The sequence below is a fragment of the Phytohabitans houttuyneae genome (genome assembly GCF_011764425.1).
Classification (GTDB): domain Bacteria; phylum Actinomycetota; class Actinomycetes; order Mycobacteriales; family Micromonosporaceae; genus Phytohabitans; species Phytohabitans houttuyneae.
The window spans coordinates 60,431-86,955 of the sequence record NZ_BLPF01000002.1; the positions used below are offsets into that span (position 1 = coordinate 60,431).

Below are 26,525 nucleotides of genomic sequence, written 5' to 3' on the forward strand. Positions count from 1 at the left end.
TGTCCGACGCGCGCCGTAACGGCCACCGGATCCTGGCGGTGCTGCGCGGCTCGGCGGTCAACCAGGACGGCGCCTCCAACGGCCTGACCGCCCCGAACGGGCCGTCCCAGCAGCGAGTGATCCGGCAGGCCCTCGCCAACGCAGGCCTGCGGCCGGGCGACGTCGACGTGGTCGAAGCGCACGGGACCGGTACAACGCTGGGTGACCCGATCGAGGCACAGGCGATCATCGCCACCTATGGGCAGGAGGAGCGACCGGACGGCGAGCCGCTGTGGCTCGGCTCGGTGAAGTCGAACATCGGCCACACCCAGGCCGCGGCGGGCGCGGCCGGGCTGATCAAGATGATGATGGCGATGCGGCACCACGAGCTGCCGGTCACGTTGCATGTGGACGCGCCGACGCCGCATGTGGACTGGGATGCCGGCAACGTCCGGCTGCTCACCCAATCCCGGCCCTGGCCAGCCGGAGACAGGCCCCGCCGGGCGGGGATCTCCTCGTTCGGGGCCTCCGGCACCAACGCACACGTCATCCTCGAAGAACCGCCGCCCCTGCCGGCCGTACCCGCGCCCCCGCGGGACCAGCCGACCGTACTGCCGTGGATCCTGTCCGCGCGCGACGAAAACGCCTTGCGCGCCCAGGCCGCGCGACTCGCCGACTGGGCGGCCGACCGCGATCCGGTGGAGGTGGGCTGGTCGCTGGCGACCACCCGAGCCGCCCTGGAGCACCGCGCAGTGGTGGTGGGCGGCAGCCGGGAGGAGCTGCTGTCCGGACTGGGCTCGCTGCAGTCGGGCAGGCCCGGGTCGCTCGGTCCGGGTCCGGTTTTCGTCTTCCCGGGTCAGGGTTCGCAGTGGCTGGGTATGGGTGTGGAGCTGTTGGACCAGTCGCCGGTGTTCGCGGCGCGGATGGTCGAGTGCGGGCGGGCGCTGTCTTCCTATGTGGACTGGTCGCTGGTCGAGGTGTTGCGTGGCGGCGAGCGGCTGGATCGGGTGGACGTGGTGCAGCCGGTGTTGTGGGCGGTGATGGTGTCTTTGGCGGAGGTGTGGCGTTCGTACGGGGTGACGCCGGCTGCGGTGGTGGGGCATTCGCAGGGGGAGATCGCGGCGGCGTGTGTGGCCGGTGCGTTGTCCCTGGATGACGGGGCGCGGGTGGTGGCGTTGCGGAGTCGGGCGTTGCGGGCGCTTGCGGGTAGTGGGGCGATGGCGTCGCTGGCGGTTCCGGAGGCGGAAGCCGCTCGGCTGCTGGCCGACTTTCCCGAGGTGGGTGTGGCGGCGGTGAACGGGCCGGTGTCCACTGTGGTGTCCGGTCCGCCGGAGCAGGTGGCGGCGGTGGTGGCTGCGGTCGAGGGGGCGGGGGAGCGGGCGCGGCTGATTGATGTGGACTACGCCTCGCATGGTCCTGGGGTGGAGGCGGTGCGTGAGGAGTTGCTGGCCGGTCTCGGCCAGCTCCGCCCGGGCACGGCCGATACGGTGTTTTACTCGACGGTCATGGCTGGACGGATCGACACCGGTGGTCTGGACGGCGGCTACTGGTACACCAACCTGCGCCAGCCGGTCCGGTTCGCCGACACCGTCACCGCCCTGCTGGCCGACGGTCATCGGGTCTTCATCGAGTGCAGCCCGCATCCGGTCCTGTTGCCCAGTGTCCAGGAAGCGGACGAGCAGGCCGTCGCCGTGCCGACGCTTCGCCGTGACCAGGGTGACCTGCGGCAGCTGACCCGTGCTGCCGGCGACGCGTACACCGCCGGTGTCCCCATCGACTGGCGGCGCTGGTATCCCAGCGACCCCACCCCGGCCGTCGTCGACCTGCCCACCTACCCCTTCCAACACCAGCGCTACTGGCTCGCGGCCACCGCCAGGAGCGGCGACGTTTCCGCCGCCGGTCTCGACGCACTCGGCCACCCCGTCCTCGCCGCCGGCGCCTCACTGCCCGACGGCGGCATCCTGCTCACCGGGCGAATCTCGCTCGCCAGCGCCGGCTGGCTCACCGACCACACCGTCGGCGGCGTCGTGCTCGTGCCGGGCGCCGCACTCGCCGAGTGGGCGGTACGCGCCGGTGACGAGGCCGGCTGCCCCCTCGTCGAGGAGCTCACCCTGCGCACCCCGCTCATCGTGCCCGCCACCGGGGCGCTGAAGATCCAGGTAGCGGTCGACCCACCCGGCGACGACGGCCGGCGCGCCATCCGGATCCACTCCCGCCCCGACGAGGCCGGCGCGGGATGGACCAGCCACGCCGAGGGCACGCTCGCCCCTGCGCCGACTGCCGTCGACGCCCCCGCCGAAGGGATCTGGCCGCCGGCCGGTGCCGAGCCGCTTGACCTGACCGGCTGCTACGAGCGTGCCGCCGAGGCCGGCTACGGCTACGGCCCGGCCTTCCAGGGCCTGCGTGCCGCCTGGCGCGACGGCACCGACATTGTCGCCGAGGTCAGCCTCCCCGAAGCGGCCGGAGACACCGACGGGTACGGCATCCACCCCGCCCTCCTCGACGCCGTACTGCACCCGGCTCTGCTCCTGCACACCGGCGCCGCCCCGCGGCTCAGGCTCCCGTTCTCCTGGAACGGGTTGGCCCTACTCGCCTCCGGCGCCCGCGGCGTACGGGTGCGCCTGGCGGTCAGCGGCGAGGACACGCTCCGGCTGATCGTGACGGACCCCGCCGGCGCCCCCGTGCTGAGCGTCGACGCGCTCGTCACCCGGCCCACCACTGTGGAGCGGCTGCGGGCCGCGACGGCACGCCAGGACGCGGTGCCGGGACTGTTCACACTCGACTGGGTGCCGCTGGCCGCCGATCCCGCCGCCACGCCAGGCACCTGGGCGGCCTTGCGCGGTGCACCCGCCGCGTGGGGCCTGCCGGTCGTCGACGACCTGGACGCCGTCGCGGCCGCCGCGGTACCGGACGTCCTGCTGCTCGACCTGACCGCACCGCCCGGCCCGGACCCCTCCGGCCGCGCACTAGCCACAGTGGAGTCCACGCTCGCGCTGGTCCAGGACTGGCTGTCGCGTCCCGCCTTCGCCGCCGCACGCCTGGCCCTCGTCACCCGTGGCGCCGTCACGGTAAGCGGTGACGCGACCACCGATCCCGCGGCGGCGGCGGCTTGGGGCCTCGTGCGCAGCGCACAGACCGAAAACCCCGGCCGGCTGCTGCTCGTCGACCTCGACCCGGCCACCGGGGAGCCCGACGCCCTGACCGCCGCGGTCACCGCCGCACTCGCCGAAGACGAACCGCAGGTGGCGGTCCGGGGCGGCACCGTGCTCGCCGGCCGGCTGGCACCGGCGACCGAGCCGGGGCTGCGCGGGCTCGGTACCGAGGGGTGGCGGCTGGACACCGGTGTGATGTCCACTGTCGACGGCGTGATGGCGATCCCGGCGCCGGGAGCCTGGGCACCGCTGGCGCCCGGCGAGGTTCGCGTCGAGGTGCACGCCTGCGGCGTGAACTTCCGGGACGTCGTGGTCTGCCTCGGCCTGGTGGAAGGGCAGGCCGGGATAGGCGGCGAGGCGGCCGGTGTGGTGCTCGACGTGGGCGCCGACGTCACGCACCTGGCGCCCGGCGACCGGGTCATGGGAGTCTTCGCGGGCGCGTTCGCCCCGGTGGTGGTCGGAGACGCGCGGATGGTGGCGCCGATACCCGCCGGGCTGGACTTCGCGGAGGCGGCCGGTGTGCCGATCGCGTTCCTGACCGCCTGGTACGGGCTGCGTCACGTCGCCGAGCTGCGGGCCGGCGAGTCGGTGCTGGTGCACGCGGGCACCGGCGGGGTCGGCATGGCGGCGATCCAGATCGCCCGGCATCTTGGTGCGGAGGTGTACGCGACAGCGTCGCCGGGCAAGCATCCGGTGCTCGCCGGGATGGGGATCGACGAGCGGCACCGGGCGTCCTCACGGGACGGCTCGTTCGAACCGGCCATCCGGGACGCGACCGGTGGACGGGGCGTCGACGTGGTACTCGACAGTCTCGCCGGTGAGCTGGTCGACGCCTCACTGCGCCTCGTCGCGGCCGGTGGGCGCTTCGTCGAGCTCGGCAAGACCGACATCCGCGTTCCGGAGCAGGTGGCCGCGGACCATCCCGGCGTCCGCTACCGCGCGTTCGATCTCGTCTCCGATGCCGGCCCGGAGCGGGTCGGTGAGATGTTCGGCGAGCTGAGCGCGCTGTTCGCCGGCGGGACGCTGAGGGCGCTGCCGACCACCGCGCGGCCGCTGGCGCAGGCCCGGACGGCGTTGCGGTCCATGTCACAGGCCCGGCACGTCGGCAAGGTCGTGCTGCTCCCGCCCGCTCCGGTGCGCCCCGACGGCACGGTCGTGATCACCGGGGGGACCGGCGTGCTCGGCGGGCACGTCGCCGCGCACCTCGCCCACCACTGGGGTGTCCGGAGGCTGGTGCTGGCCTCCCGGCGCGGCCCGGACGCCCCGGGTGCCGCGGCGCTGGTGGAGCGGCTCACCGCCGCCGGAGCGGAGGTGCGGCTCACCCGGGTCGACGTCACCGACGCCGCCGCCGTCGAACGGCTCATCGCCGGCATCGATCCGGAACACCCGGTGACCGGTGTCGTGCACGCCTCCGGGGTACTTGACGACGCGCTGGTCACCGCGATGACGCCAGAGCGGCTACGGCCGGTCTGGGCGGCCAAGGCGACCGGCCTGGCCAACCTGGTCGCCGCGACCGCGCACCTGCGGCTGGGCTTCCTGGTGGTGTTCTCGTCGCTGACCGGTCTGGCCGGCACACCCGGGCAGGCCGGCTACGCGGCCGCGAACGCCTTCTGCGACGCGCTCGTCGCGAGCCGGCAGGACGGGCTGAGCATCGGCTGGGGACTGTGGGCGGACGCGTCCGGCATGACCGGGCACCTCGGCGACGCGGACCTGGCCAGGATGGCCCGGCTCGGTGTCCGGCCGCTCAGCACCCCGCACGGCCTCCGGCTGCTCGACGCGGCGGCCCGACATGGAGCGTCCTATGTGGTCGCGGCCGACGTGGGGGCCCGCCCGGGTGACGGGCTGCCGGCGGTCTTCCGCGCGGTCGCCGCGGCTGCGGGGCACGCCCCGCGGGCGGCCGCGGGTACCGCATCCGCGCCGGTCGACTGGGCCGGGCGGCTGGCCGGACTCACCGCGCCCGAGCAGGAGCGGCTGCTGCTCGACCTGGTACGGGCGAGCGCGGCAACCGTCCTCGGGCACGCCGACCCGCGAGCGGTACGCGCCGACGCGCCGTTCAAGGACCTGGGCTTCGACTCGCTGACCTCGGTGGAGCTGCGCAACCGGCTGAACGCCGCGACCGGCCTGCGGCTGCCGGCCACGCTGGTGTTCCGCTACCCGACGCCCGCCGCGGTGGCCGGGCACCTCCGCGCGGAACTCGGGCCGGAGCCGGGAAGCGGCGATCCAGTCGGGCAGGTGGCGACCGGCCTGGGCGGCCCGCTGCTGACCCCGCTGGCCCGGCTCGAACAGGCGCTCAGCGCCGACCTGCCCGACGGCGACGCCCGCGGCGAGCTGGCCCGGCGGCTGGAGGCGCTGCTGTCGCGGGTCAACGACGGCACGAGCACCACAACGGCGGTCGACGCGACGGTGCTCGCGTCGGCGTCGGACGAGGAGATGTTCGCGCTAATCGACCGCGAGTTGTCGGCGTGACCGGGGAGGCGAGTGTGACCACGCAGGCGGACACCGAGGAGCGGCTGCGCAGCTACCTGAAGCGGGTGACCCTCGACCTGAGCCAGACCCGGCGGCGGCTGCGCGACCTGGAGGAGCGCCAGCAGGAACCGATCGCGATCGTCGCCATGGCCTGCCGGTACCCGGGTGGGATCACCTCCCCGGAAGGGCTGTGGGACGCGGTCGTCGAGGGCCGGGACGCGATCGGCCCCTTCCCGGCCGACCGGGGCTGGCCGGGTGAGGCGTTCTACCATCCCGACCCGGACCACCCTGGCACCTCGTACGTGCGGGACGGCGGCTTCATCCACGACGCGCACAGCTTCGACGCCGCGTTCTTCGGCATCAGCCCGCGCGAGGCGACCGCGATGGACCCGCAGCAGCGGCTGCTCCTCGAGGTGGCGTGGGAACTGCTGGAACGGGCCGGGCTCGACCCGGCCGTCCTGCGCGGCTCGCGCACAGGGGTCTTCGCCGGCATCTCCAGTCAGGACTACCTGAGCCGGCTGCCGGCGATCCCCGAGGGGTACGAGGGGTACTCCACCACCGGCACGCTGACCAGTGTGGCCTCCGGTCGGGTGGCGTACACGTTCGGCTTCGAGGGCCCGGCGGTCACCGTCGACACCGCCTGTTCGTCCTCGCTCGTCGCCATGCACCTGGCCGCGCAGGCGCTGCGGCAGGGCGACTGTGCACTTGCGGTCGCCGGCGGCGCCACGGTGCTGACCACTCCGACCGCGTTCGCGGAGTTTTCCCGCCAGCGCGGGCTGGCCCCGGACGGTCGCTGCCGGTCCTTCGCGGCCAGCGCCGACGGTACCGGCTTCTCCGAGGGCGTCGGCCTCGTCCTGCTCGAACGCCTCGAGGACGCGCGTCGAAACGGCCACCGTGTGCTGGGACTGCTGCGCGGCTCGGCGATCAACCAGGATGGCGCCTCCAACGGGCTGACCGCCCCGAACGGCGAGGCCCAGGAGCGGGTGATCCACCAGGCCCTCGCCAGCGCTGGACTCAAGCCGTCCGATGTGGACACGGTGGAGGCGCACGGCACGGGCACCACGCTCGGCGACCCGATCGAGGCGCAGGCCATCATCGCCACCTACGGGCAGGGCCGCCCTGACGACCATCCACTGTGGCTCGGATCGGTGAAGTCGAACCTGGGCCACACCCAGGCCGCCGCTGGCGTCGCCGGGGTGATCAAGATGGTGATGGCGATGCGGCACGGCCAGTTGCCGGCGACCCTGCACCTGGACAAGCCGTCGCCGCACGTGGACTGGGACTCCGGTGCGGTGCGCCTGCTCACCGAGACGACCGGGTGGCCGCCGCGCGAGGACGGTCCGCGCCGCGCCGGCGTCTCGTCCTTCGGCATCTCCGGCACGAACGCCCATGTCATCGTCGAGGAGCCGCCGCCCGCACGCCCGGAGCCCGAGCGGGTCGAGCAGGTGCCGGTGGTGCCGTGGGTGCTGTCGGCCCGCGACGAGAACGCCCTGCACGCGCTGGCCGGACGGCTGGCCGGGTGGGCGGCCGACCGCGACCCGGTCGAGGTGGGCTGGTCGCTGGCCACCACCAGGGCGGCGCTGGAGCACCGGGCCGTCGTGGTCGGTGCCGACCGGGAGGAGTTGCTGGCCTCGCTGGAGTCGCTGGCGGCGGGGGTGGCCGCTCCGCTGGGTGCGGGTCCGGTGTTCGTGTTTCCGGGTCAGGGTTCGCAGTGGCTGGGAATGGGCGTGGAGCTGCTCGACTGGTCACCCGTGTTCGCCGCGCGGATGGCCGAGTGCGAACGTGCCCTGTCTTCCTATGTGGACTGGTCGCTGATCGACGTGCTGCGTGGCGGCGAACGGCTGGACCGGGTGGACGTGGTGCAGCCCGTGTTGTGGGCGGTCATGGTGTCTCTGGCGGAGGTGTGGCATTCGTACGGCGTGACGCCCGGTGCGGTGGTCGGCCATTCGCAGGGGGAGATCGCGGCGGCGTGTGTGGCCGGTGCGCTGTCCCTGGACGACGGGGCGAAGGTCGTCGCGTTGCGCAGCCGGGCGCTGCGGGCGCTCGCGGGAAGTGGGGCGATGGCGTCCCTGGCGGTGCCGGCCGGCGAGGTGCCGTCGTGGTTGGACGGTCATCCCGAGGTCGGTGTGGCGGCGGTGAACGGGCCGATGTCCACAGTGGTCTCCGGCCCGCCGGAGCAGGTGGCGGCGGTGGTGGCGGCGGTCGAGGCCGCGGGGCGGCGGGCCCGGCTGATCGACGTCGACTACGCCTCCCACGGGCCGCAGGTGGAGCGGATCCGCGAGCGGCTGTCGGCCGACCTCGCGGGCGTGTCTCCGGCCGCGTCCCGGGTCGCGTTCTACTCCTCGGTCACCGCCGCGCGCATCGACGCCAGCGGCCTGGACGGCGGCTACTGGTACACCAACCTGCGGCAGCCGGTCCAGTTCGCCGACACCGTGACGGCGCTGCTCGCCGACGGGTACCGGACGTTCGTCGAGTGCAGCCCGCACCCGGTCCTGCTGCCCAGCGTCCAGGAGACGGACGAACAGGCGCTCGTGGTACCCACCCTGCGCCGCGACCACGGCGGCCCGGCCCAGGTGGCGCGGGCACTCGGCGAGGCGCACGTGGCCGGGCTGGCCGTGGACTGGGGAGCGTGGTTTCCGGCCGACCCGCGCCCGCGCACCGTCGACCTGCCCACGTACCCGTTCCAGCGGCAGCGCTACTGGCTGCCCGACCTCGTCACCCCGCCCGCCCCACCGGCCGGCGACACCGAAGGAGCGCACTACCGCGTCGAGTGGCGGCCAGCGCCGGCCGTCGTGCCTGGCGAAGCCGAGCCGGCCGGTCCCTGGCTGGTGGTGTGCTCGCCGGACACCCCAGAGCCGTGGGTGGAGGCCTGCGCCGATGCCCTCGGCGGCGCGCGGGCGATGGCGATCGCCAGCGGCGAGGAGGCCGACGCCTTCCGGCGCCGCCCGGACGAGCTCGGCGCCGCCCGCGGGGTGCTGTCGCTGCTGCCGCTCGCCGGCACGCTGTGCCTGATCCAGGCGCTGGCCGAGGCCGCCGGCGACACTCGGCTCTGGTGCGCCACCCGCGCCGCGATGCCGGCCGGGCCGGGCGAGGTGCCGGCCGACGCGCCGCAGCAGGCCGAGCTGTGGGGCTTCGGGCGGGTGGCCGCACTGGAGTACCCCGAAACCTGGGGCGGCCTCGTCGACCTGCCGGCGCACCCCGACGACCTGGACGCCGACCTGCTGCGGGCCACCCTCGCCGGCCGGATCGAGGACCAGGTGGCGCTGCGTCCCGGCGGTGCCCTGGTGCCCCGGCTGGTGCCCGCGGCGGCCCCGGACGGGCCGGGCTGGCACCCCGCGGGCACGGTCCTGGTCACCGGCCCCGTCCACGGGCAGGCCGGCCCGGTGGCGCGATGGCTGGCCCAGAGGGACGGCGTGCGGGTGCTGCTGCTGGACAACGCCGCGACCAGAGCCGACACGGAGGAGCTGCGCACCGCCGGCGTCAGCGTGGTCGACTCTGCGCCGGACGGGCCGATCAGTACGGTCATCCACACCACCGCCGCCGGCGACCTGGCGCCGCTGGCGGAGCTGACCCTGGACACCCTGACCGCGTCGGTGGCCGCCACGCTCGGCCTGGCGGGCGACGTCGACGCCGACGAGACCGTCTACTTCTCCTCGGTGACCGCGACCTGGGGCAGCCGCGACCACGGAGCGTTCGCCGCCGCCAACGCCCACCTCGAGGCGCTCGCCCGCCTGCGCCGCGCCCAGGGACGGCGCGCGACCGCGGTGAGCTGGGGTCTCTGGCACCTGCCCGAGGCCCTCGGCGACCGCGAAGCCGGCGCCCGCCGGCAGGGCCTGCTGCCGCTGGCACCGGCCGCCGCACTCGCCGCGCTGGAGCGGGTACTGTCCACAGGGGACGACCACGCGGTGGTGGTGAACGCGGACTGGCACCGGTTTCTGCCGCTCTTCACCGCCGCACGACCCGTCCCACTCTTCGACGACCTCCGCCTCGCGGTCGAGGAGCCGGTCGAGGCGGGCCCGTCCGAGTCGCCGCTGCGGCGGGAGCTCGCCGCGCTCGACCCGGAGGGCCGCGCCGCCCGCCTGGTCACTCTGGTCCGCACTCACGCCGCCGCGGTACTGCGCCACCCGACCCCGGCCGCGGTCGCCCCGCACCGGCCGTTCAAGGAGCTCGGCTTCGACTCGATCGCCGGCGTGGAGCTGCGCAACCGGCTGCGCGCGGCGACCGGGCTCGCGCTGCCCAGCACGCTGGTGTTCGACTTCCCCACCCCGGACGCCGCGGCCGGGTACCTGCTCAGCCAGCTCGGCGGTGACGGCGCACCCGCGTTCGGCGACCTGGCCGGCTTGGAGGCGGTGCTGGCGGCGCTCTCCCCGGGCGACGCGGCGCGGACCCGGCTGGTGCGGGAGCTGCAGGCGCTGGTCTGGAAGTACGGCGGCGACCCGGGACCGGCCGAGGAGAAAGAAGACCTCGGCGATGCCAGCGCCGAGGAGATGTTCGCACTCATCGACAGGGAACTGGGAGGCTGAGTCATGGCGAGTCAGGTCGAAGCGTCACCGGATCTGCTCGGCTACGTGCGCGACGTCTCGCTCCGCGACGACGACGTGCTGCGGGAGCTGCGCGAGGTCACCGCGGCGCTGCCCGCCGGCCGCGCCATGCAGGTGATGGCCGAGGAGGGGCAGCTGCTCGCGCTGCTGGTCGGGCTGACCGGGGCGCGGACGGTGCTGGAGGTCGGGACGTTCACCGGGTACAGCACGCTGTGCATGGCCCGCGCGCTGCCCCCGGACGGCCAGGTGATCACCTGCGACATCACCGACCGGTGGCCCGCGATCGGCGCCGACTACTGGCGCCGGGCTGGCGTCGAGGAGCGGATCCGGCTGCGGGTCGGCGACGCCACCGTGACCCTCCCCGCGCTCGAAGACGAGCTGGGCGCCGGCGGGGTCGACCTCACCTTCATCGACGCGGACAAGCGCAACTACCGCGCCTACTACGAGGCGGCGCTCACGCTGACCCGTCCGGGTGGGCTGATCGTGCTGGACAACACCCTGTTCTTCGGCCGTGTCGTCGACCCCGCCGCGCAGGACCCCGACACGGTCGCCATCCGGGAGCTGAACGCGTTTCTCCACGGCGACGAGCGGGTGGAGATCTCCCTGCTGGTCATGGCCGACGGCATCACGCTGGCCCGCAGGCGCGGATGATCGCCGGGGCCACCGTGCGGCGCCCGCGCGGGGCTCACCGCACGGCGGCCGCGCCGGCGAGATCGACGGCGTCGAGGCTCATGGTCGTCAGGGCGGGCTGCCGCACCGGAAGCAGGTGCAGGCGCTGCACGTTCTCGCCGGCCGGGGCGAGGTCGGCCCGGCAGTCGCACGGGTCGTCGGTGTAGCCGGCGAACCGGTACGCGATCTCCATCATGCGGTTGCGGGCGGTGGGGCGGAAGTCGGCGAGCAGGTGCTTGCCGGCCTGGGCAGCCTGGTCGGTGAGCCAGTTGACGATGGCCGCGCCGGCGCCGAACGACAGGACGCGACACGAGGTGAGCAGCAGCTTGAGGTGCCAGACGGAGGTGTGGCGGGCCAGCAGCAGGACACCGACCGCGCCGTGCGGGCCGAAGCGGTCGGCCATCGTCGCGACGAGGACCTCGTGGTCGGGGTCGTCAAGCAGGGCACGCAGGACGCTGTCCGGGTAGTGGACGCCGGTGGCGTTCATCTGGCTGGTACGCAGGGTCAGCTCCTCGACGCGGGTCAGCTCGTCGCCGGTGGCCCGGCCGATCCGCATCCGCAGCCCCAGGGAGCGCAGAAACTCCTCGTCCGGTCCGTCGAACTCGCTTTGCGCCGCCTCGCGCTGGAAGCTGGCCTGGTACATCTGGCGGCGTCGCCGGGCGTCCACCGTGACCGTGCGAGGGCTGAACTCGGGCAGGCGCAGCAGCGTGCCGAGCTGCTCGGGCGTGTAGCAGCGCACCTGCGGTGCGTGGTAGAGGACCTCGGCGCGCTCGGCCGGCTGGTCGTCGATGAAGGCGATCGTGCCCTCGGCGAACTGCAACCGCTCGGCGATCCGCCGTACCGCGTCGGACTTGCGGCCCCAGCCGATCTGCGGCACGACGAAGTAGTCGGCCAGCCCCAGCTCCACCAGGCGGTCCCAGGCCGGCTCGTGGTCGTTCTTGCTGGACACGGACTGGAGGATGCCGCGCGCGTCGAGCTCGGCGACGACGGCGAGCACATCGTCGCGCAGCCTCACCTCGGGGTCCTCGGACAGGGTGCCGTGCCACAGGGTGTTGTCCAGATCCCAAATCAGGCACTTCACCATGGTGGGGTCGGCCATCGGAGCGCGGTCCTTCCGGTCTAGGCACCCGCCGCGGCGCTCGCCACGGCGTGTCGGGCGATGATGAGCTGGCAGATCTCGGAACTGCCCTCGATGATCTCCATGAGCTTGGCGTCCCGGTACGCCCGCGCGACAACGTGTCCGTCCTGGGAGCCGGCCGAGGCCAGCACCTGCACCGCGGTGGCGGCACCGGCGGCGGCGTGGGTGGAGGCGGTGTACTTGGCCAGCACGGTCGCGGTCACCGACTCCGGGGAGCCGGCGTCCCAGCAGCGGCTGGCGTGCTCGCAGGCGCGGGTGGCGGCCTGCTCGGCGGTGTACAGCTCGGCCAGGTGGCGGGCCACGAGCTGGTGCTCGGCGAGGGGCCGGCCGAACTGGGTACGCGTCGCGGCGTGGCCGGCCGCCGCGGCGAGGCAGGCGCGCAGGATGCCCACGCAGCCCCAGGCCACCGACATCCGGCCGTACGCGAGCGCGATCGTGACCGGCAGCGACAGCGGCTGCCCCGGGCCGCCGAGCAGGGCCGTGGCGGGCAGCCGGACCCCGTCCAGATGGACGGTGGCGTGGCCGGCCGCGCGGCAGCCCATCGGCTCGGGCACCGGCTCCACGCGTACCCCGGGCGCGTCCACGGGCACGAGCGCGGCGGCGCCGCCGTCGCCGTACCGGCCGAAGACGACGAGGACGTCGGCGTACGCGGCCGCGGTCATCCAGACCTTCACCCCGTCGAGCCTGACGCCGTCCCCGTCCGGCGCGATCCGGGTGTCCATCGTGGACAGGTCGCTGCCGGCGCCCGGCTCGCTGAAGCCGACCGCGGCGAGCCGTTCGCCCCGGGCCAGCGCGGGCAGCCAGGTTGCCCGCTGCGGCGCGGAGCCGAGCCGCTGGATCGCCCACGCGGCCATCCCCTGAGAGGTCATCACGCTGCGCAGGGAGCTGTCGCGGCTGCCGGCGTGCGCGGTCAGCTCGCCGTTGGCGAGGCTGGTCAGGCCGCGCCCGCCGTGGCGGGCGGGTACCTGCGCGCACAGCAGACCGGCGGCGCCCAGCTTGCGCAGCACCGGCTCGGGCAGCGCGCCGGCGCTGTCCCAGGCTCCGGCCTGGTCGCCGACGAGCTCGTCGACGAGTGCCGTCGCCTCGGCCAGGTACTGGTCAGGCACCGCTGGCCACCGGTTCCTCGCGCAGTCGCAGCACCAGGTCGGTCATCCGGCGCACCGAGCGGAAGTTGTCCAGCACCAGGTCGGGGCCGGCGATCACGATGTCGTGTTCCCGTTCCAGATGGACCACCAGCTCCATGGCGAACATCGAGGAGACCAGCCCGGCGGCGAACAGGTCCTGCTCCGGATCCGGGGTGACCTTGACGCGCTCGTGCAGGAACGCGGTCACCCCGGCTGCGATCTGGTCCGCGCCCGGCCGCTCGGACGGTGTGTCGGTCACGGCAAAGCCCTCCCGTAGTCGTCGTAGAAGCCCCGGCCGGACTTGCGGCCGAGGTGGCCGTCGCGCACTTTGCGCAGCAGCAGCTCGGCGGGCTGGCAGCCGGGGTCGGCGGTGCGCTCGTACAGCACCCGCAGCGAGTCGGCGAGGTTGTCCAGCCCGATCAGGTCGGCGGTGCGCAGCGGGCCGGTGGGGTGGCCCAGGCATCCGCGCATCAACGCGTCCACGTCCTCGACGCCGGCGGTACCTTCCTGCACCACGCGTACCGCGTCGTTGATCATCGGGTGCAGCAGGCGGCTGGTGACGAAGCCGGGCGCGTCGCGGACGACGGTCGGTGCCCGGCCGATCGAGGTGAGCAGCGCGGTCACCGCAGCCATCGCCGGCTCGCCGGTCCGCGACCCGCGGATCACCTCGACCGCCTTGATGAGGTAGGCGGGGTTCATGAAGTGGGTGCCGACGAGGGACGTGGGGTCGGGCAGCGCGCCGGCCAGCTCGTCCACCGGGATCGACGAGGTGTTGGTGACCAGCGGGGTGCCGGCGGCGACCACCGCGGCCACCTCGGCGAGGAGCTTTGCCTTCAGCCCGCTGTCCTCGGTGACCGCCTCGATCACGACCGTGCTGCCCGCCGCGTCGGTGACCGAGACGCCGGTGGCCAGATCCCCGGCGGGCCGGTCCGGCGGCAGTACGCCCATGAGCTGGGCGTGCCTGAGCTGCCCGGCGATGCCGGTGCGCGCCCGGGCGGCCCGCTCCCGGTCCACCTCGATCAGCGTGACCGGGACACCGTGCCCGACCAGCAGCGTGCCGATGCCCACGCCCATCACGCCGCCGCCGAACACCGCGACCCGGCGGGCCGTCTCCCGCTCGTTCATGCGCGCCTCCGTCTCAGGCCGGGCTCAGGGCGCCGGCCGGCCGTACGCCCCGGTGCGGTGGCAGCAGGGTGGTCAGGTGCGCGGCGAGCTCGTTGGTGGTGGGTTTGTCGACGATGGCAATGAGGGGTATGTCGAGGGCGGTGGCGTCGGTGAGGCGGCGGGTGAGTTCGAGGGCGGTCAGTGAGGTGAGGCCGTTTTCGAGGTAGTTGGCGTGGTCGTCGACGGGGTGTCCGAGGACGTCGGTGACCTCGGCGCGGATCAGTTCGCGGAGCAGGTGCTCGCGCTCGTCGCCCGGCGCGGCCGCCAGCCGCTCGGGCAGCGGCACCGCATCCGGCGGCGGCGGTGGCAGCAGGGTGGTCAGGTGCGCGGCGAGCTCGTTGGTGGTGGGTTTGTCGACGATGGCGATCAGGGGTATGTCGAGGGCGGTGGCGTCGGTGAGGCGGCGGGTGAGTTCGAGGGCGGTCAGTGAGGTGAGGCCGTTTTCGAGGTAGTTGGCGTGGTCGTCGACGGGGTGTCCGAGGACGTCGGTGACCTCGGCGCGGATCAGCTCGCGGAGCAGGTGCTCGCGCTCGTGCGCCGGCGACGCGACCAGCCGCTCCGGCAACGGGGCGCCGCTTGCCGTGTCCGGGCCGGTGGTACGGGAGCCGGGTGCGGCGTCGGGGAGCGCCGCGAAGAGGCGGCCGCCGCCCAGCTCGGTGGCTTTGACGACGCGTTCCCAGTCCACGTCCGCGACGACTGTGATCGGGGTACCGGCGCCGACCGCCGCGGCGACGATGGGGGGCAGCGCCGCGACGGGCAGCGGCCGCAGGCCCGACTCGGCCGGCTCGCCGTCGCCGACTGGACCGACCAGTATGGACACCGCCGGCACGCCGAGCCCTCGGCACCGCTCGGCCAGCGCGGCCAGGCGTGCGGCGCTCGCCGCTCCCGGGCCGCCGAACGCGCCGGCCGCGTCGGCGATGATCACCAGCGTGGGTAGGCCGGCGTCGACCGCCAGCGCGCAGAGCCGTTCGGCGGCGGGCAGTGGATCGTCCGGGCCGGCCACGTGCACCACCGCGGACACGCCGGACAGCTCGGTGGGGTCGTCGGCACGGATCACCCGAGCGGCGCCGGACTCGGCGACCCAGTCGGCCAACCGGGCGCCCAGGGCGGTACCGGAACCGCTGACCAGGACGGTGCCCGACGGGCGCCAGGGCGTTGCCGCTCCGGTCGCGAAGCCGCGCAGCAGCCGCCGCGCGTGTACGCCGTCCGGGCGTACCGCGGCCTGGTCCTCGCCGGCGCCGGCGAGCAGGCCAGCCAGGCGGCGGCCGGTGTGCTCGTTCAGCGCCTCCGGCAGGTCCACGAGCCCGCCCCAGCAGTGCGCGTGCGCGGCGGCCAGCTCGCCGCCCATGCCCCACAGGCCGGCCGCGTACGGGTCGGTCACCGGGTCGGCGCCGCCGACCGCCACCGCACCGCGGGTCACCGTCCACACCGGAGCGACGAGCCCGGCGTCGTCGAGGTGGCGCAGCAGTGTGACGGTGCCGGCGGTGTCGAGCAGGTTGAGCACGCCCGCGGCGGCGTTCGTGGTGACCGCTTCGGCCACCGCCTCCGGGGCGGCACCGGTCACCTCGACGACCTCGGCGCCGTGCGCGCGCAACACCGCCGCCTCGGCCGCCGCGCCGCCCGGCGAGACGACAACCCAGCCGCCGGCCAGCCGGGGCGCGACGGGGTCGGGCAGCTGCTGCCACGCGATCCGGTACCGCCAGCCGAGGCCCCGCCGGTAGCGGGCCAGCGCGGCGGCGGTGGGTGCCAGCAGCGCCGCCTCGTCCGGGTCGGCGCCGATCGCGCGGGCCAGGACGCCGGCGTCGCCGGTGGCCACAGCGTCCCAGAACTCGGCGTCGCCGTCGCCGGGCGCGGCGGCCGGGGCGGGCAGGTCCAGCCAGAGCCGGTCACGCTGGAACGGGTACGTCGGCAGGCCGATCACCGGCGGCGTCGCCTCGGCGGTGAACCAGGCCCGCCAGTCGACGTCCACGCCGGTGGTGTGCAGCCGGGCCAGGGCCAGCGCCAGCGCGCGCGGCTCGGCCTGCAGGTGGTTGATCAGGGCGAGCACCGGGGGCGCGGTGCGGCCCAGCGCCTCCTTCGCCGCGGCGGCCACGACCGGGTCCGGGCCCAGCTCCAGGTAGGCGACGGCGCTCCCGGCGGTCGCCGCCACCGCCGCGCCGAACGCGACCGGCTCGCGTACCTGCTGGACCCAGTAGCCGGGCGTGGCGATCGACTCGCCGGCCGGCGCTCCGGTGCGGGTACTGACCACGGTGGTGTGCGGGGTCCGGTAGCCGAGGTCGGCGATGGCCTCGGCGAAGGCGGACAGCGCCGGCTCGACCAGCGGGGAGTGCGCCAGCTGGGCCTGCGGCAGGTGTCGAACCCTGCGCCCGCGACCGGCCCAGGCGGTCGTGATGCGGGTCATCGCCTCGGCGTCGCCGGTGAGCCTGGTGACGCGAGGCGCGTCGACCGCGCACACCGCCACCGCGCCACCGCCGCGGGCCACGTCGGGGGCGAGTTCGGCGGCGCTGGCCTCGATGACCGCGGTCGCGCCGCCCGCCGGCAGTGACCGCAGCAGCGCCAGCCGAGCGGTGAGCAGCCGGCAGGCGTCGGGCAGGTCGAGCACGCCGGCCACGTGCGCGGCGGCGAGCTCACCGGCCGAGTGCCCCACCACGGCGGACGGGTGCAGGCCGAACGTCGCCAGCAGCCGGGCCAGCGCCACCTGGAGCGCGAACAGCTCGGCGGCCGGCTCCAGCGCGGCGCCGTCCGGGGCACTGCTGGCCGCGCCCGCTTCGCTCGCCGCGGCGAGCAAGCCGCGTACCTCGTCGTGGGCGGCCGCGAACGCGGGGAACGCCGCGCGTAGCGCGGTGCCGGCGCCTTCCCGGTGCCCGTCCTCGCCGGTGAACAGCCAGACCGCGCCGCCCTCGGTCACCGCCGCGCCCGGGTCGATGACCGCCGGGTGCGGCTGGCCGGTCGCCAGCGCCTCGAGCCCGGCGCGGATGTCGGCGGCGTTCTCGCCGACCACCACCGCGCGGTGTTCGAAGGAGGGTCGGGTGGTCACGGCGGACCAGGCCATGGCGGCCGGGTCCGCTTCGGGCAGCGCGGCGACCGCGCCGGCGAGCGCGCGCAGGGCGGCCGAGGCGCGGGCGGAAAGCGGTACCAGCGCGACCTGGCCGGGCAGCGGCGCGGCGGGTCGGGCCGGCTCGGGCGGCGGTGCCTGCTCCAGGATCAGGTGGGCGTTGGTACCGCTGATGCTGAACGAGGAGACGCCGGCGCGCCGGGGGCGGGCCGGGTCGGGTGTCCAGGGCAGCGGCGCGGTCAGCAGCCGCACCGCCCCGGCGGACCAGTCGACATGCGGGGTCGGGTCGGCGGCGTGCAGGGTCGGCGGGAGCGTGTCGTGGCGCAGCGCCTGCACCATCTTCACGATCCCGGCGACGCCGGCGGCGGCCTGGGTGTGTCCGAGGTTCGACTTGACCGAGCCGAGCCACAGTGGACGGTCGGGGTCCCGCCCCTGCCCGTAGGTGCTTTGGAGCGCCTTGACCTCGATCTGGTCGCCGAGCGGCGTACCGGTGCCGTGCGCCTCGACAGCGTCCACATCGGACGGCCCGAGGCCGGCGTCGGCGAGCGCGGCGCGGATCACCCGCTGCTGCGCCGGTCCGTTCGGGGCGGCCAGGCCGGTGCTGGCGCCGTCCTGGTTGACCGCCGTGCCGCGGATGAGCGCGTACACGGGATGCCCGTGCCGCCTGGCGTCGGAGAGCCGCTCGAGCACCAGCATGCCGGCGCCCTCGCCCCAGCCGATGCCGTCGGCGTCCGCGGCGAACGACTTGCACCGCCCGTCGGCGGCAAGGCCGCGCTGGCCGGCGGAGGAGAGGAACGTGGCGGGTGTGCGCATGACCGCGACGCCGCCGGCCAGGGCGAGCGCGGTGGTGCCGCGGCGCAGCGCCTGGGCGGCCAGGTGCGCCGCGACGAGCGCGGAGGAGCAGGCGGTGTCCAGGGTGACGGCGGCGCCCTGCAGTCCCAACACGTACGCGATGCGGCCGGAGGCGATGCTGCCGGCGTTGCCGTGCTCCAGGTACCCCTCCAGGCCTTCCGGCGCCTCGTCCAGCCGGGCGGCGTAGTCGTGGTACATCAGCCCGGCGTACACGTCGGTGCTGGTGCCGCGCAGCGAGCGCGGGTCGATGCCGGCGTTCTCCACCGCCTCCCAGGCCACCTCGAGCAGCAGCCGCTGCTGCGGGTCGGTCACCAGCGCCTCGCGCGCGCTCATCCCGAAGAAGGCCGCGTCGAACGCCGCCGGATCCTCCAGGAAGCCACCCTCCCGGCTGTACGTGGTGCCGCGGTGCGCGGGGTCCGGGTGGTAGATCCGGTCCAGGTCCCAACCGCGGTCGGTGGGGAAGGCGCCGATCGCGTCGCCCCCGCCGCGTACCAGGTCCCACAGCGTGTCCGGGCTGTTCACCCCGCCCGGGTAGCGGCAGGCCATCCCCACGATGGCGACCGGCTCCGCCGCGGACCCGTTGCCGGCTCCGGACTCCAGCTCGGCGATCCGCTGCTGTGCCCGGGCCAGCTCGGACGACGTCCAGCGCAGGTACTCGACCAGCTTCTCTTCATTGCTCATCGCAGCGGCCTTCCTTACCGGCACGGTCACAGACGCGGTGCGGCGGCGACGGCGCCGCGCGGGACAAGGTTCACCAAGGCGAGCTCGTCGCGGTCCAGCGGCGGGCCGGTCAGCTCCGGCAGCAGCGGGTCCTGTTGCATCAACGTCAGGAAGCGGGAGGTGCCGAGCTCCGCCTGCGGCACCGCGAGGCTGGTCACGTCGGTGACCACTTCGGACACCCGGGGTGCTCGGATCGCCTTGACCGCCAGCGCCTCGGTGAACCGCTGGCGGGACAGTGCGCCACCGGTGAGGCGGGGGTCCCTGGCGAGGTTGCGGCAGTTGACATAGCAGATGTCCCGGGAGGTCGCCATGATCCAGGCGTCGTCCACCGCGGTGCTGACCGCGCGCTGTACGTCCCGGATGCGCCACTCGCCCCGGCGCAGGTGGCCGTCGAGCACGGCGGCGCCGCGCGCGGAGGCGCTCAGCCCGTGCCCGTAGATCGGGTTGAACGCGGCCAGCGAGTCGCCGAACGCCAGCAACCCGTCCGGCCACGCCTCCAACCGTTCCGGGTACAGCCGCCGGTTGATGCCGATGCGCGAGGTGAACACGCCGGTCAGCGGCTCGGCCCGCTCCAGCACGTCGGCCACCAGCGGGTCGCGCAGGGAACGGGCGAACGGCAGGAAGTCCGCGTCGGTGGCGGGCAGCGTGGCGCCGCGGGTGCCGGAGAGGGTCACGATCCAGCGGCCGTCCTCGATCGGGTACACGGCCCCGTTGCAGCCGGGCTCTCGTACCCGGTAGTCGCCGAGCACGTTCAGCGCGGGAAAGCCGGTGCTCGCACCCTCGGGGGCCTGGAAAATCCTCGTGACGTAGCCGATGCCGACGTCCACGATGTCCTCGTCGATCGGCGGTACGTCGAGCGCGGCGAGCCAGTGCCGCAGCCGCGAGCCGCGCCCGGTGGCGTCGACGACGAGGTCGGCGGTCAGCTCCTCGGTGGTGCCGTCGTGCACCGTGCGGACCTCGGCGCCGGTGATCCGGCGGGCGTCGCCGAGCAGCCGTACCGCCTCGACGCCCTGCCGCAGCAGGACCCGGCCGAGCGCCATGATCTGCTCGCGGATGACGAAGTCGAGCATCGGCCGGCTGACCATCACCGCGTACTGGGCCGCCTCGAACCGGTGCTGCCAGCCGTGCGCGGTGAGCGTGACGAGGTCCTTGTGCACACCGATGCGGCGGGCGCCGGCGGCGTCGAGCCGGTCCAACGCGCCGGGCAGCAGCTCCTCGACGATCCGGGCACCGCCGGACCACAGCAGGTGGCAGTGCCGGGCCTGGGGCAGGCCCTTGCGGTGTTCCGGCCCGTCCGGCAGCGTGTCCCGTTCCACGACGGTGACGGTGTCCAGGTGCCGGGACAGCGCGTGGGCCGCCAGCATCCCGGCCCAGCCGCCGCCCAGCACGATCGCGTGTGCGGGTCTGCTCATCGCTTCGCCCTGCCCTCTTCCTCCGGCGGCTCGCGCCGTAGTCGATGCTTGTGGCCGGTTCTTAAGCTGCTCTTGCGCCGCCCTTGCGCGAGCGCCGGCGCGGGCTCACGGGAGGGCGCCGTTGCGCGACGGCGGCGGGCCGGCCGCGCCGAAACGCTCGGTGCTCAGCCGCGCCAGGCTCGCGGTGACCTCCATGAACTCGGCCACCCCGGTCGGTTTGGAACCGTCGCCGACCGTGGTGTCGGTCAGCCCCCAGAAGGCCCGCGCGCGGTGCACCAGATCGTCGTCGCCGACCTCGATCACGCTGACGATGCGGAACGCCAGCCGGGTCGGGATCTGTACGGTCACCACCATCGGCAGGGACACCTGGCGGTCGTCCATGGCACACACCGGCCGGCCCGGGGTCTCGTGCACCTTGAACGCGATCGACCAGGCGATGTGGTGGCGTACCGCCTCCCGGCCGACGATCGGGGTGATGCCGACCGGGTCCTCGAAGACGATGTCGTCGGCGAACAGCTCCAGGACCCGGTCGACGTCGCCGGCGTTCATCCGGGCGGCGTACTCCAGCACGATCCGTTTGCGGGTCTCCTCGTCAGGCATCGCCGGCCTCCGCGTCCAGCACGGTGATGTCGGACCGGCCCCAGTACGCGCGCATCGACCTGATCAGCCCGCCCGGTCCGGTCTGGATCATGAGCATGTACTCGCAGCGCAGCCGCTGCCGGTCCGGCTCTTCCGGTGGCGCCAGCCAGCCCCGCCGGGCGTACCCAGGGCCACGCGGCGCGTAGTCCATCACGGCGGTCACCGGTACCAGCGCGTGCCGGCCGTCCTGCCCGGCCACGGGTTCGCCGGCGGTCTCCCGGACCCCGGCGGCCACCGCCTCGGCCAGGTGCGCCCGCAGCGCCTCCCGCCCGGTACGCGTACCCGCGCCGACCGGGTCCTCGAACGTGACGTCATCCCCGTAGAGCCGCATCAGCCCGTCGAGGTCTCCCGCGCTGAGTAGGCGGGAGTGCTCCAGGGCCAGCTTCTTGCGGGCGTACTCGTCGATCACGCGGCGCCTCCCACCTGCTGTCTGCCGAGGTTCCGGTCGATGAACGCGAAGATCTCTTCGGTGCTGGCGGTACGCAGCTCGGCCACCGGGTCCGGTACGGCCGCCGCGGGCGCCGGCAGCAGCTGGTCGCGCAGGTGGTCGGCGAGCGCGGCCGGGTTGGGATGGTCGAAGATCAGCGTGTTGGTCAGCCGCAGCCCGGTCGCCGCTCCGAGGGTGTTGCGCAGGTCGATCGCGGTGAGCGAGTCGAAGCCCAGCTCCAGGAAGCCGCGGTCGGCGGCGACGCGGGCGGCGTCCCGGTGCCCGAGCACCGCCGCCGCATGGGTGCGGACCAGCTCGAGCAGGACGCGGTGGCGCTCCGCCTCGGGCAGCGCGGCGAGGCGGGCGGCCCAGTCGGTCGGCGGCGTCGCGGTGGTGGCCGCGGCACGCCGAGCCGGGCGGGCGGTGCCCGCGAGGCCGCGCAGCGGCGCCGGTACCGCTTCGGTCGGGAGACCGGCCAGCGCTTTCGGGTCGAACGCGGCGGCGACAAGGTGAGCGGCGGGATGGCGGCAGGCGGCGTCGAGCAGGGCCAGGCCCTCGCGGGGGCGAGCGGGATCACCCCGGCCCGCCGCATCCGCGCCCGGTCGGCGTCCCCGAGCCCCGCGGTCATGCCGCCGGCGGTGGCCCAGGCACCCCAGCCGATCGCGAGGCCGGGCAGCCCGGCCGCGCGCCGCTTCGCGGCGAGGGCCTCGCAGTAGGCGTTCGCGGCGGCGTAGTTCGCCTGGCCCAGCGAGCCGAGGGTGGCCGCCGCCGAGGAGAACAGCAGGAACATGCCCAGGTCGAGCCCGGCGGTCGCGGCGTGCAGTGCGGCCGCGCCGCCGGCTTTGGCGCGCCACACGGTCGCCAGCCGCCGCTCGTCCTGCGCGTCGAGCATCGCGTCGTCGACCGCGCCGGCCGCGTGCACCACCCCGGTCAGCGGGTGCGCCGGGTCGATGCCGGCGACGAGCCGGACCACCGCGTCCTCGTCGCCGATGTCCACCGCCGCCAAGGTCGCCTCCGCGCCGGCGGCGGCGAGCCTCTCCCGGAGGCGGTTGGCGCCGGGTGCCGCCGGGCCCTGCCGACTGGCGAGCAGGAGGTGCTTGACGCCCCATTCGCGGGCCAGGTGCTCGGCGGCCAGCGCGCCGAGCGCACCCGTGCCGCCGGTGACGAGGACCGTGCCGTCCGGGTCCAGGCGCGGCGGCTCCTGCTCGCGGGCGCCGGTGGCCGGGTGGAGCCGGATCCGGTACGGCTGGCCACGCCGGATCGCGAGCTGCGGCTCGCCGGTCGCGACGGCGCCGGCCACGGCTCGCTCGTCGCCGTCGTCGCCGATGTCGACGAGCACGAGGCGCCCCGGGTGCTCGGACTGGGCGCTGCGCAGGACGCCCCACGCGCCGGCGGCGGCCGGGTCCGCGCCCGCGCCGTCGACCGGTACCGCACCGCGGGTGAGCAGCACGAGCCGCCCGTCGCCGTCCGGGTGCGCGGCGAGCCAGTCGCGTACCAGGCGCAGGGCCTGCGCGGCAGGGGCGGGGCCGCTGCCGGGGGCGACGCGCGCCACCTCGACGGCGACCGGTCCGGCCGGGGCGATCGGCTCGTAGTCCACTGTGTACAGATGCGGGTGCGCGGGCAGCCGGCTGGGTGCGGCGGGGCGCATCATCAGGGAGTCCACGGTGAGTACCGGCGCGCCGGCGGTGTCGGACAGCTCCACCCGCAGCGCCTTGCGGTCGGTGTGCGGGGACAGCCGGGCGCGTACCGTGGCGGCCCCGGTGGCCCACAGGCGCACGCCGTTCCACGCGAACGGCAGCCACACCCGGCCGTCGCCGGTGTCCCGGATCAGCAGCGCCGGGTGCAGCGCGGCGTCCAGCAGCGCCGGGTGCACGCCGAAGCCCGCCGGGTCGCCGGCCTCCTCGGGCAGGCACACCTCGGCCAGCAGGTCGGCGCCGAGTCGCCAGGCGGCCCGCAGCCCTTGGAAGGCCGGCCCGTACCCGTAGCCGGCGCCGGTCGCCTCGGCGTAGAACGTGGACAGGTCGACCGGCTCGGCGCCGGCCGGCGGCCAGGTCACCCGGTCGTCGGGTGGAGGCGCTTCGGTCTGTGCGGCGAGCACGCCGTCCGCGTGCCGGGTCCAGCCGCTGGCGCCGTCGGGCTGGGAGTGGATCGACACGTCGCGCCGGCCGGTCGGATCCGCCGGACCGACCGAGATCCGCACCCGGGTGCCGCCGTCCGCGTGGAGGGAGAGCGGCTCCTGGAGGGTCAGCTCCTCCACGGTTGGCGCACCGACCTCGTCGCCGGCGCGGATCGCCCACTCGGCCAGCGCGGCGCCGGGTACGAGCACCTGGCCGCCGACGGTGTGGTCGCCCAGCCAGCCGCCGGCCGCGGGTAGCTGCCCGGTCGCCACCAGGCCGCCGTCCGGCAGGGGTACCGCGGCTGCCAGCAGCGGGTGGCCGAGCGGGTCCTGCCCGGCGGCGCGGACGTCCGTGCCGGCCGTGCCCGGTCCGCTGATCCAGTACCGCTCCCGTTGGTACGGGTACGTCGGCAGCGGCGCCGCGCGCGGCTTCGGGTCGGGGTACCAGCTCGCCCAGTCGACCGGGACGCCGGCCACGTGCAGCTGGGCCAGGGACCGGGTGAACGCCTCCACGTCGGGTCGCTTGCCGGTCAGGGTGGTGGTGATCAGCGCGTCGCCGTCCGGCGGCAGGGTGTGTCCGGCGGCGGTGGCGAGCGTGGCGACCGGGCCGATCTCGAGCCAGCTGCCGGGCCGGTATGCCTGGTGGGCGTGGGCGACGGCCGGGTGGAAGAGCACCGGCTGGCGGATCTGCGCCGTCCAGTAGTCGGCGTCCAGGACGGCGGCGGGCTCTCCGGTGAGGCCACTGACCAGCGGTACGCGCGGCGCGGTGAAGTCCAGCCCGGCGATCGCCGCCCGGAACGGGTCGAGGATGGGCTCGGCCGCGGGGGAGTGGAACGCGTGGCTGACCGCCAGCCGCCGGGCCCGCCGCCCGCGTGCGCGCCACCCGTCGACGAGCCGGTCGACCTGCTCGGCCGGTCCGGACAGCACGGTGGTACCGGGGTGTTGCGGGCCGCGACCACGACCGCCGGGTGCGCGGCGAGGTCCTCGGCGAGCTCGTCCTCGGTGGCGTGGACGGTCGCCATCGCGCCGCCGGCCGGCATCCGCCCCATCAGCGTCGCGCGGGCGGCGACGAGTCGGCACGCGTCCGGAAGGCTGAGCGCACCGGCCACGTGCGCGGCGGCCAGCTCGCCGATCGAGTGACCGATCACCACGTCCGGGCGCGGTCCGAAGCTGCCCAGCAGCCGGGCCAGCGCCACCTGCAGGGTGAACAGTCCGGCCTGCGCCCAGGTGGTGTGGTGGACGTCGGCGCCGGTGACATCGCGCAGCTTCCGGCCCAGGTGCGGCTCGATCAGCGCGCACACCTCGTCGTACGCGGCGGCGAAGGCGGGGAAGCGGGTGTACAGGTCGGCGCCCATGCCCGCCCGCTGCGAGCCCTGCCCGCTGAACATCCAGACGCTCTTGCCGGTGCTGGCCGGTGCCACGCCGCGTACCACGTCGAGATGCGGTTCGCCCGCGGCGAGCGCGGCGAGGCCCTCCTCACCGAGCACGACCGACCGGTGCGCGAAGGTGGAGCGGGTGGTGGCCAGCGCGTACCCGATCCGGGCCGGGCTCGCCGTGGCGGTCACCGCCAGCAGCCCGGCGGCCTGGGCACGCAGCGCCGCGTCGCCGTGCGCGGACAGCGGCCACGGCACCGGACCGGCCGGCTCGACCGGTTCGGCCGCACCGGGTTCGACCTCCTCGGGTGGCGCTTCCTCCAGGATCATGTGGCAGTTGGTGCCGGAGATGCCGAACGAGGACACCCCGGCGCGGCGGGGGCGCCGCGGCGACGCGGGCCACGGCACCGGATCGGTCAGCAGCCGTACCGCGCCCGCGTCCCAGTCCACGTACGGGGTCGGCTCGTCGACGTGCAGGGTGGCCGGGAGCATGCCGTGGCGCAGGGCCAGCACCATCTTGATCACCGCGGCGGCGCCGGCGGCGGCCTGCGTGTGCCCGAGGTTGGACTTCACCGAACCGAGCCACAGTGGACGGTCGGCGGCCGGCCTGTCCTGCCCGTACGTGGCGATCAGCGCCTGCGCCTCGATCGGGTCGCCGAGCCGGGTGCCGGTGCCGTGTGCCTCGACGGCGTCCACCTCGGCCGCCACCAGGCCGGCGGCGGCCAGCGCGCGGCGGATCACCCGCTGCTGGGCCGGGCCGTTCGGTGCGGTGATGCCGCTCGAGGCACCGTCCTGGTTGACCGCGGAGCCCCGGATCACCGCCAGCACCGGATGACCGTCGCGGCGGGCGTCGCTGAGGCGTTCCAGCAGCAGCATCGCGGCACCCTCGCTCCACGACGTGCCGTCCGCCTCGGCCGCGAACGCCTTGCACCGCCCGTCCCGGGCCAGCCCGCGCTGGCGGGAGAACTCGATGAACCCGCCCGGTGTGGACATCACCGTGGCGCCGCCGGCCAGCGCCAGCGAGCACTCCCCGGCACGCAGCGCCTGTACCGCCATGTGCAGGGCCACGAGCGAGGAGGAGCAGGCGGTGTCCACAGTGACCGCCGGTCCTTCCAGGCCGAACGTGTACGCCACCCGGCCCGACGCCACGCTGCCCAGATTGCCGGTGGCCACGTGCCCGCCGGCGTCCGCGCCGGAGGCGTTGATCAGCGTCAGGTAGTCCTGCACGGCGACACCTGCGTAGACGCCGATGTCCCGCCCGTGCACCGCCTCGCGGGTCAGCCCGGCGCTCTCCAGCGTCTCCGACGCGGTCTCCAGCAGCAGCCGGTGCTGCGGGTCCATGGCGACCGCCTCGCGCGGGCTGATGCCGAAGAACTCCGGGTCGAAGTCGGCGACCCCCGCGAGGAAACCGCCCTGGGTGGCGTAGCTGGTACCGCGGCTGTCGGGGTCGGGGTCGAACAGCGCGCTCAGGTCCCAACCGCGGTCGGTGGGGAAGTCGCCGATCGCGTCGCCGCCGGCCGCCAGCAGTTCCCACAGCTGCGCGGGGCTGCGCACGCCGCCGGGGAAGCGGCAGGCCATGGCGACGATGGCGACCGGTTCACGGTGCCGCTCGGCAAGGTCGCGCAGCTCGCGCCGGGCCTGCCGCAGGTCGGTGGTGGCCCGCTTGAGGTAGCTGCGCAGCTTCTGTTCGTCTTCCAT

Annotated in this window: 10 protein-coding genes and 7 pseudogenes; 6 read left to right on the forward strand and 11 right to left on the reverse strand. The window is 75.1% G+C overall.

The annotated features are described in order from the left end of the window. Positions 1–44: 44 nt before the first annotated feature. The 6 genes and pseudogenes from Phou_RS55595 to Phou_RS23950 form a co-directional block, all read left to right on the forward strand. Positions 45–4,238: pseudogene (locus Phou_RS55595) on the forward strand (acyltransferase domain-containing protein); the annotation flags it as partial. Between the two features lie 51 nt (positions 4,239–4,289). Continuing rightward, positions 4,290–4,793, forward strand: a pseudogene (locus Phou_RS55600) (ketoreductase domain-containing protein); the annotation flags it as partial. Positions 4,794–4,850: 57 nt separating this feature from the next. Continuing rightward, entirely contained in the window at positions 4,851–5,597 is a 747-nt protein-coding gene (locus Phou_RS56075) for an acyl carrier protein (protein WP_246274064.1), read from the forward strand. 125 nt (positions 5,598–5,722) lie between these two features. Then, positions 5,723–8,305, forward strand: a pseudogene (locus Phou_RS56185) (type I polyketide synthase); the annotation flags it as partial. A 753-nt stretch (positions 8,306–9,058) separates the two neighbouring features. Beyond that, positions 9,059–10,120, forward strand: a pseudogene (locus Phou_RS56190) (beta-ketoacyl reductase); the annotation flags it as partial. Positions 10,121–10,123: 3 nt separating this feature from the next. Continuing rightward, on the forward strand, positions 10,124–10,789 hold the full coding sequence (locus Phou_RS23950; RefSeq protein ID WP_173059057.1) for an O-methyltransferase: 666 nt from the start codon (positions 10,124–10,126) through the stop codon (positions 10,787–10,789). A gap of 34 nt (positions 10,790–10,823) precedes the next feature. Here Phou_RS23950 and Phou_RS23955 read toward each other — a convergent pair whose 3' ends face one another. The 11 genes and pseudogenes from Phou_RS23955 to Phou_RS51240 all read right to left on the reverse strand — a co-directional run. After that, positions 10,824–11,906, reverse strand: coding sequence for an HAD-IIIC family phosphatase (locus Phou_RS23955; protein WP_173059060.1), 1,083 nt, complete (start codon positions 11,904–11,906; stop codon positions 10,824–10,826). Between the two features lie 20 nt (positions 11,907–11,926). Then, positions 11,927–13,051, reverse strand: a complete 1,125-nt coding sequence (locus Phou_RS23960; protein ID WP_173059063.1) for an acyl-CoA dehydrogenase family protein — start codon at positions 13,049–13,051, stop codon at positions 11,927–11,929. Further along, entirely contained in the window at positions 13,044–13,328 is a 285-nt protein-coding gene (locus tag Phou_RS23965; protein WP_173059066.1) for an acyl carrier protein, read from the reverse strand. The genes Phou_RS23960 and Phou_RS23965 overlap by 8 nt, the downstream gene beginning before the upstream one ends. Then, positions 13,325–14,194, reverse strand: a complete 870-nt coding sequence (locus Phou_RS23970; RefSeq protein ID WP_173059073.1) for a 3-hydroxyacyl-CoA dehydrogenase family protein — start codon at positions 14,192–14,194, stop codon at positions 13,325–13,327. The genes Phou_RS23965 and Phou_RS23970 overlap by 4 nt, the downstream gene beginning before the upstream one ends. 13 nt (positions 14,195–14,207) lie before the next feature. Then, a pseudogene (locus Phou_RS23975) lies at positions 14,208–18,806 on the reverse strand (type I polyketide synthase); the annotation flags it as partial. Positions 18,807–18,847: 41 nt separating this feature from the next. Then, the gene (locus Phou_RS23980; protein ID WP_173059079.1) at positions 18,848–20,272 is read right to left on the reverse strand and encodes an NAD(P)/FAD-dependent oxidoreductase; all 1,425 of its coding nucleotides are present in this window, start codon (positions 20,270–20,272) and stop codon (positions 18,848–18,850) included. A gap of 105 nt (positions 20,273–20,377) precedes the next feature. Beyond that, complete coding sequence (locus Phou_RS23985) at positions 20,378–20,872, reverse strand: nuclear transport factor 2 family protein (protein WP_173059082.1); 495 nt, start codon at positions 20,870–20,872, stop codon at positions 20,378–20,380. Beyond that, a complete protein-coding gene (locus Phou_RS23990; RefSeq protein WP_218579166.1) occupies positions 20,865–21,320 on the reverse strand; it encodes a nuclear transport factor 2 family protein in 456 nt (151 codons plus the stop codon). Before Phou_RS23990 ends, Phou_RS23985 begins: the two co-directional genes overlap by 8 nt. Continuing rightward, a complete protein-coding gene (locus Phou_RS52910) occupies positions 21,317–21,628 on the reverse strand; it encodes an acyl carrier protein (RefSeq protein WP_246273839.1) in 312 nt (103 codons plus the stop codon). The genes Phou_RS23990 and Phou_RS52910 overlap by 4 nt, the downstream gene beginning before the upstream one ends. Positions 21,629–21,990: 362 nt before the next feature. Next, positions 21,991–23,967 (reverse strand): annotated as a pseudogene (locus tag Phou_RS51235) (SDR family NAD(P)-dependent oxidoreductase); the annotation flags it as partial. Between the two features lie 12 nt (positions 23,968–23,979). Beyond that, positions 23,980–26,525 (reverse strand): annotated as a pseudogene (locus Phou_RS51240) (type I polyketide synthase); the annotation flags it as partial.

Excerpts from the sequence above, each read along its gene's own strand:
- Phou_RS56075 (WP_246274064.1), top strand. The coding sequence starts at position 4,851 with ATGGCCCGGCTCGGTGTCCGGCCGCTCAGCACCCCGCACGGCCTCCGG.
- Phou_RS23950 (WP_173059057.1), top strand. The coding sequence starts at position 10,124 with ATGGCGAGTCAGGTCGAAGCGTCACCGGATCTGCTCGGCTACGTGCGC.
- Phou_RS23955 (WP_173059060.1), bottom strand. The coding sequence starts at position 11,906 with ATGGCCGACCCCACCATGGTGAAGTGCCTGATTTGGGATCTGGACAAC.
- Phou_RS23970 (WP_173059073.1), bottom strand. The coding sequence starts at position 14,194 with ATGAACGAGCGGGAGACGGCCCGCCGGGTCGCGGTGTTCGGCGGCGGC.
- Phou_RS23980 (WP_173059079.1), bottom strand. The coding sequence starts at position 20,272 with ATGAGCAGACCCGCACACGCGATCGTGCTGGGCGGCGGCTGGGCCGGG.
- Phou_RS23985 (WP_173059082.1), bottom strand. The coding sequence starts at position 20,872 with ATGCCTGACGAGGAGACCCGCAAACGGATCGTGCTGGAGTACGCCGCC.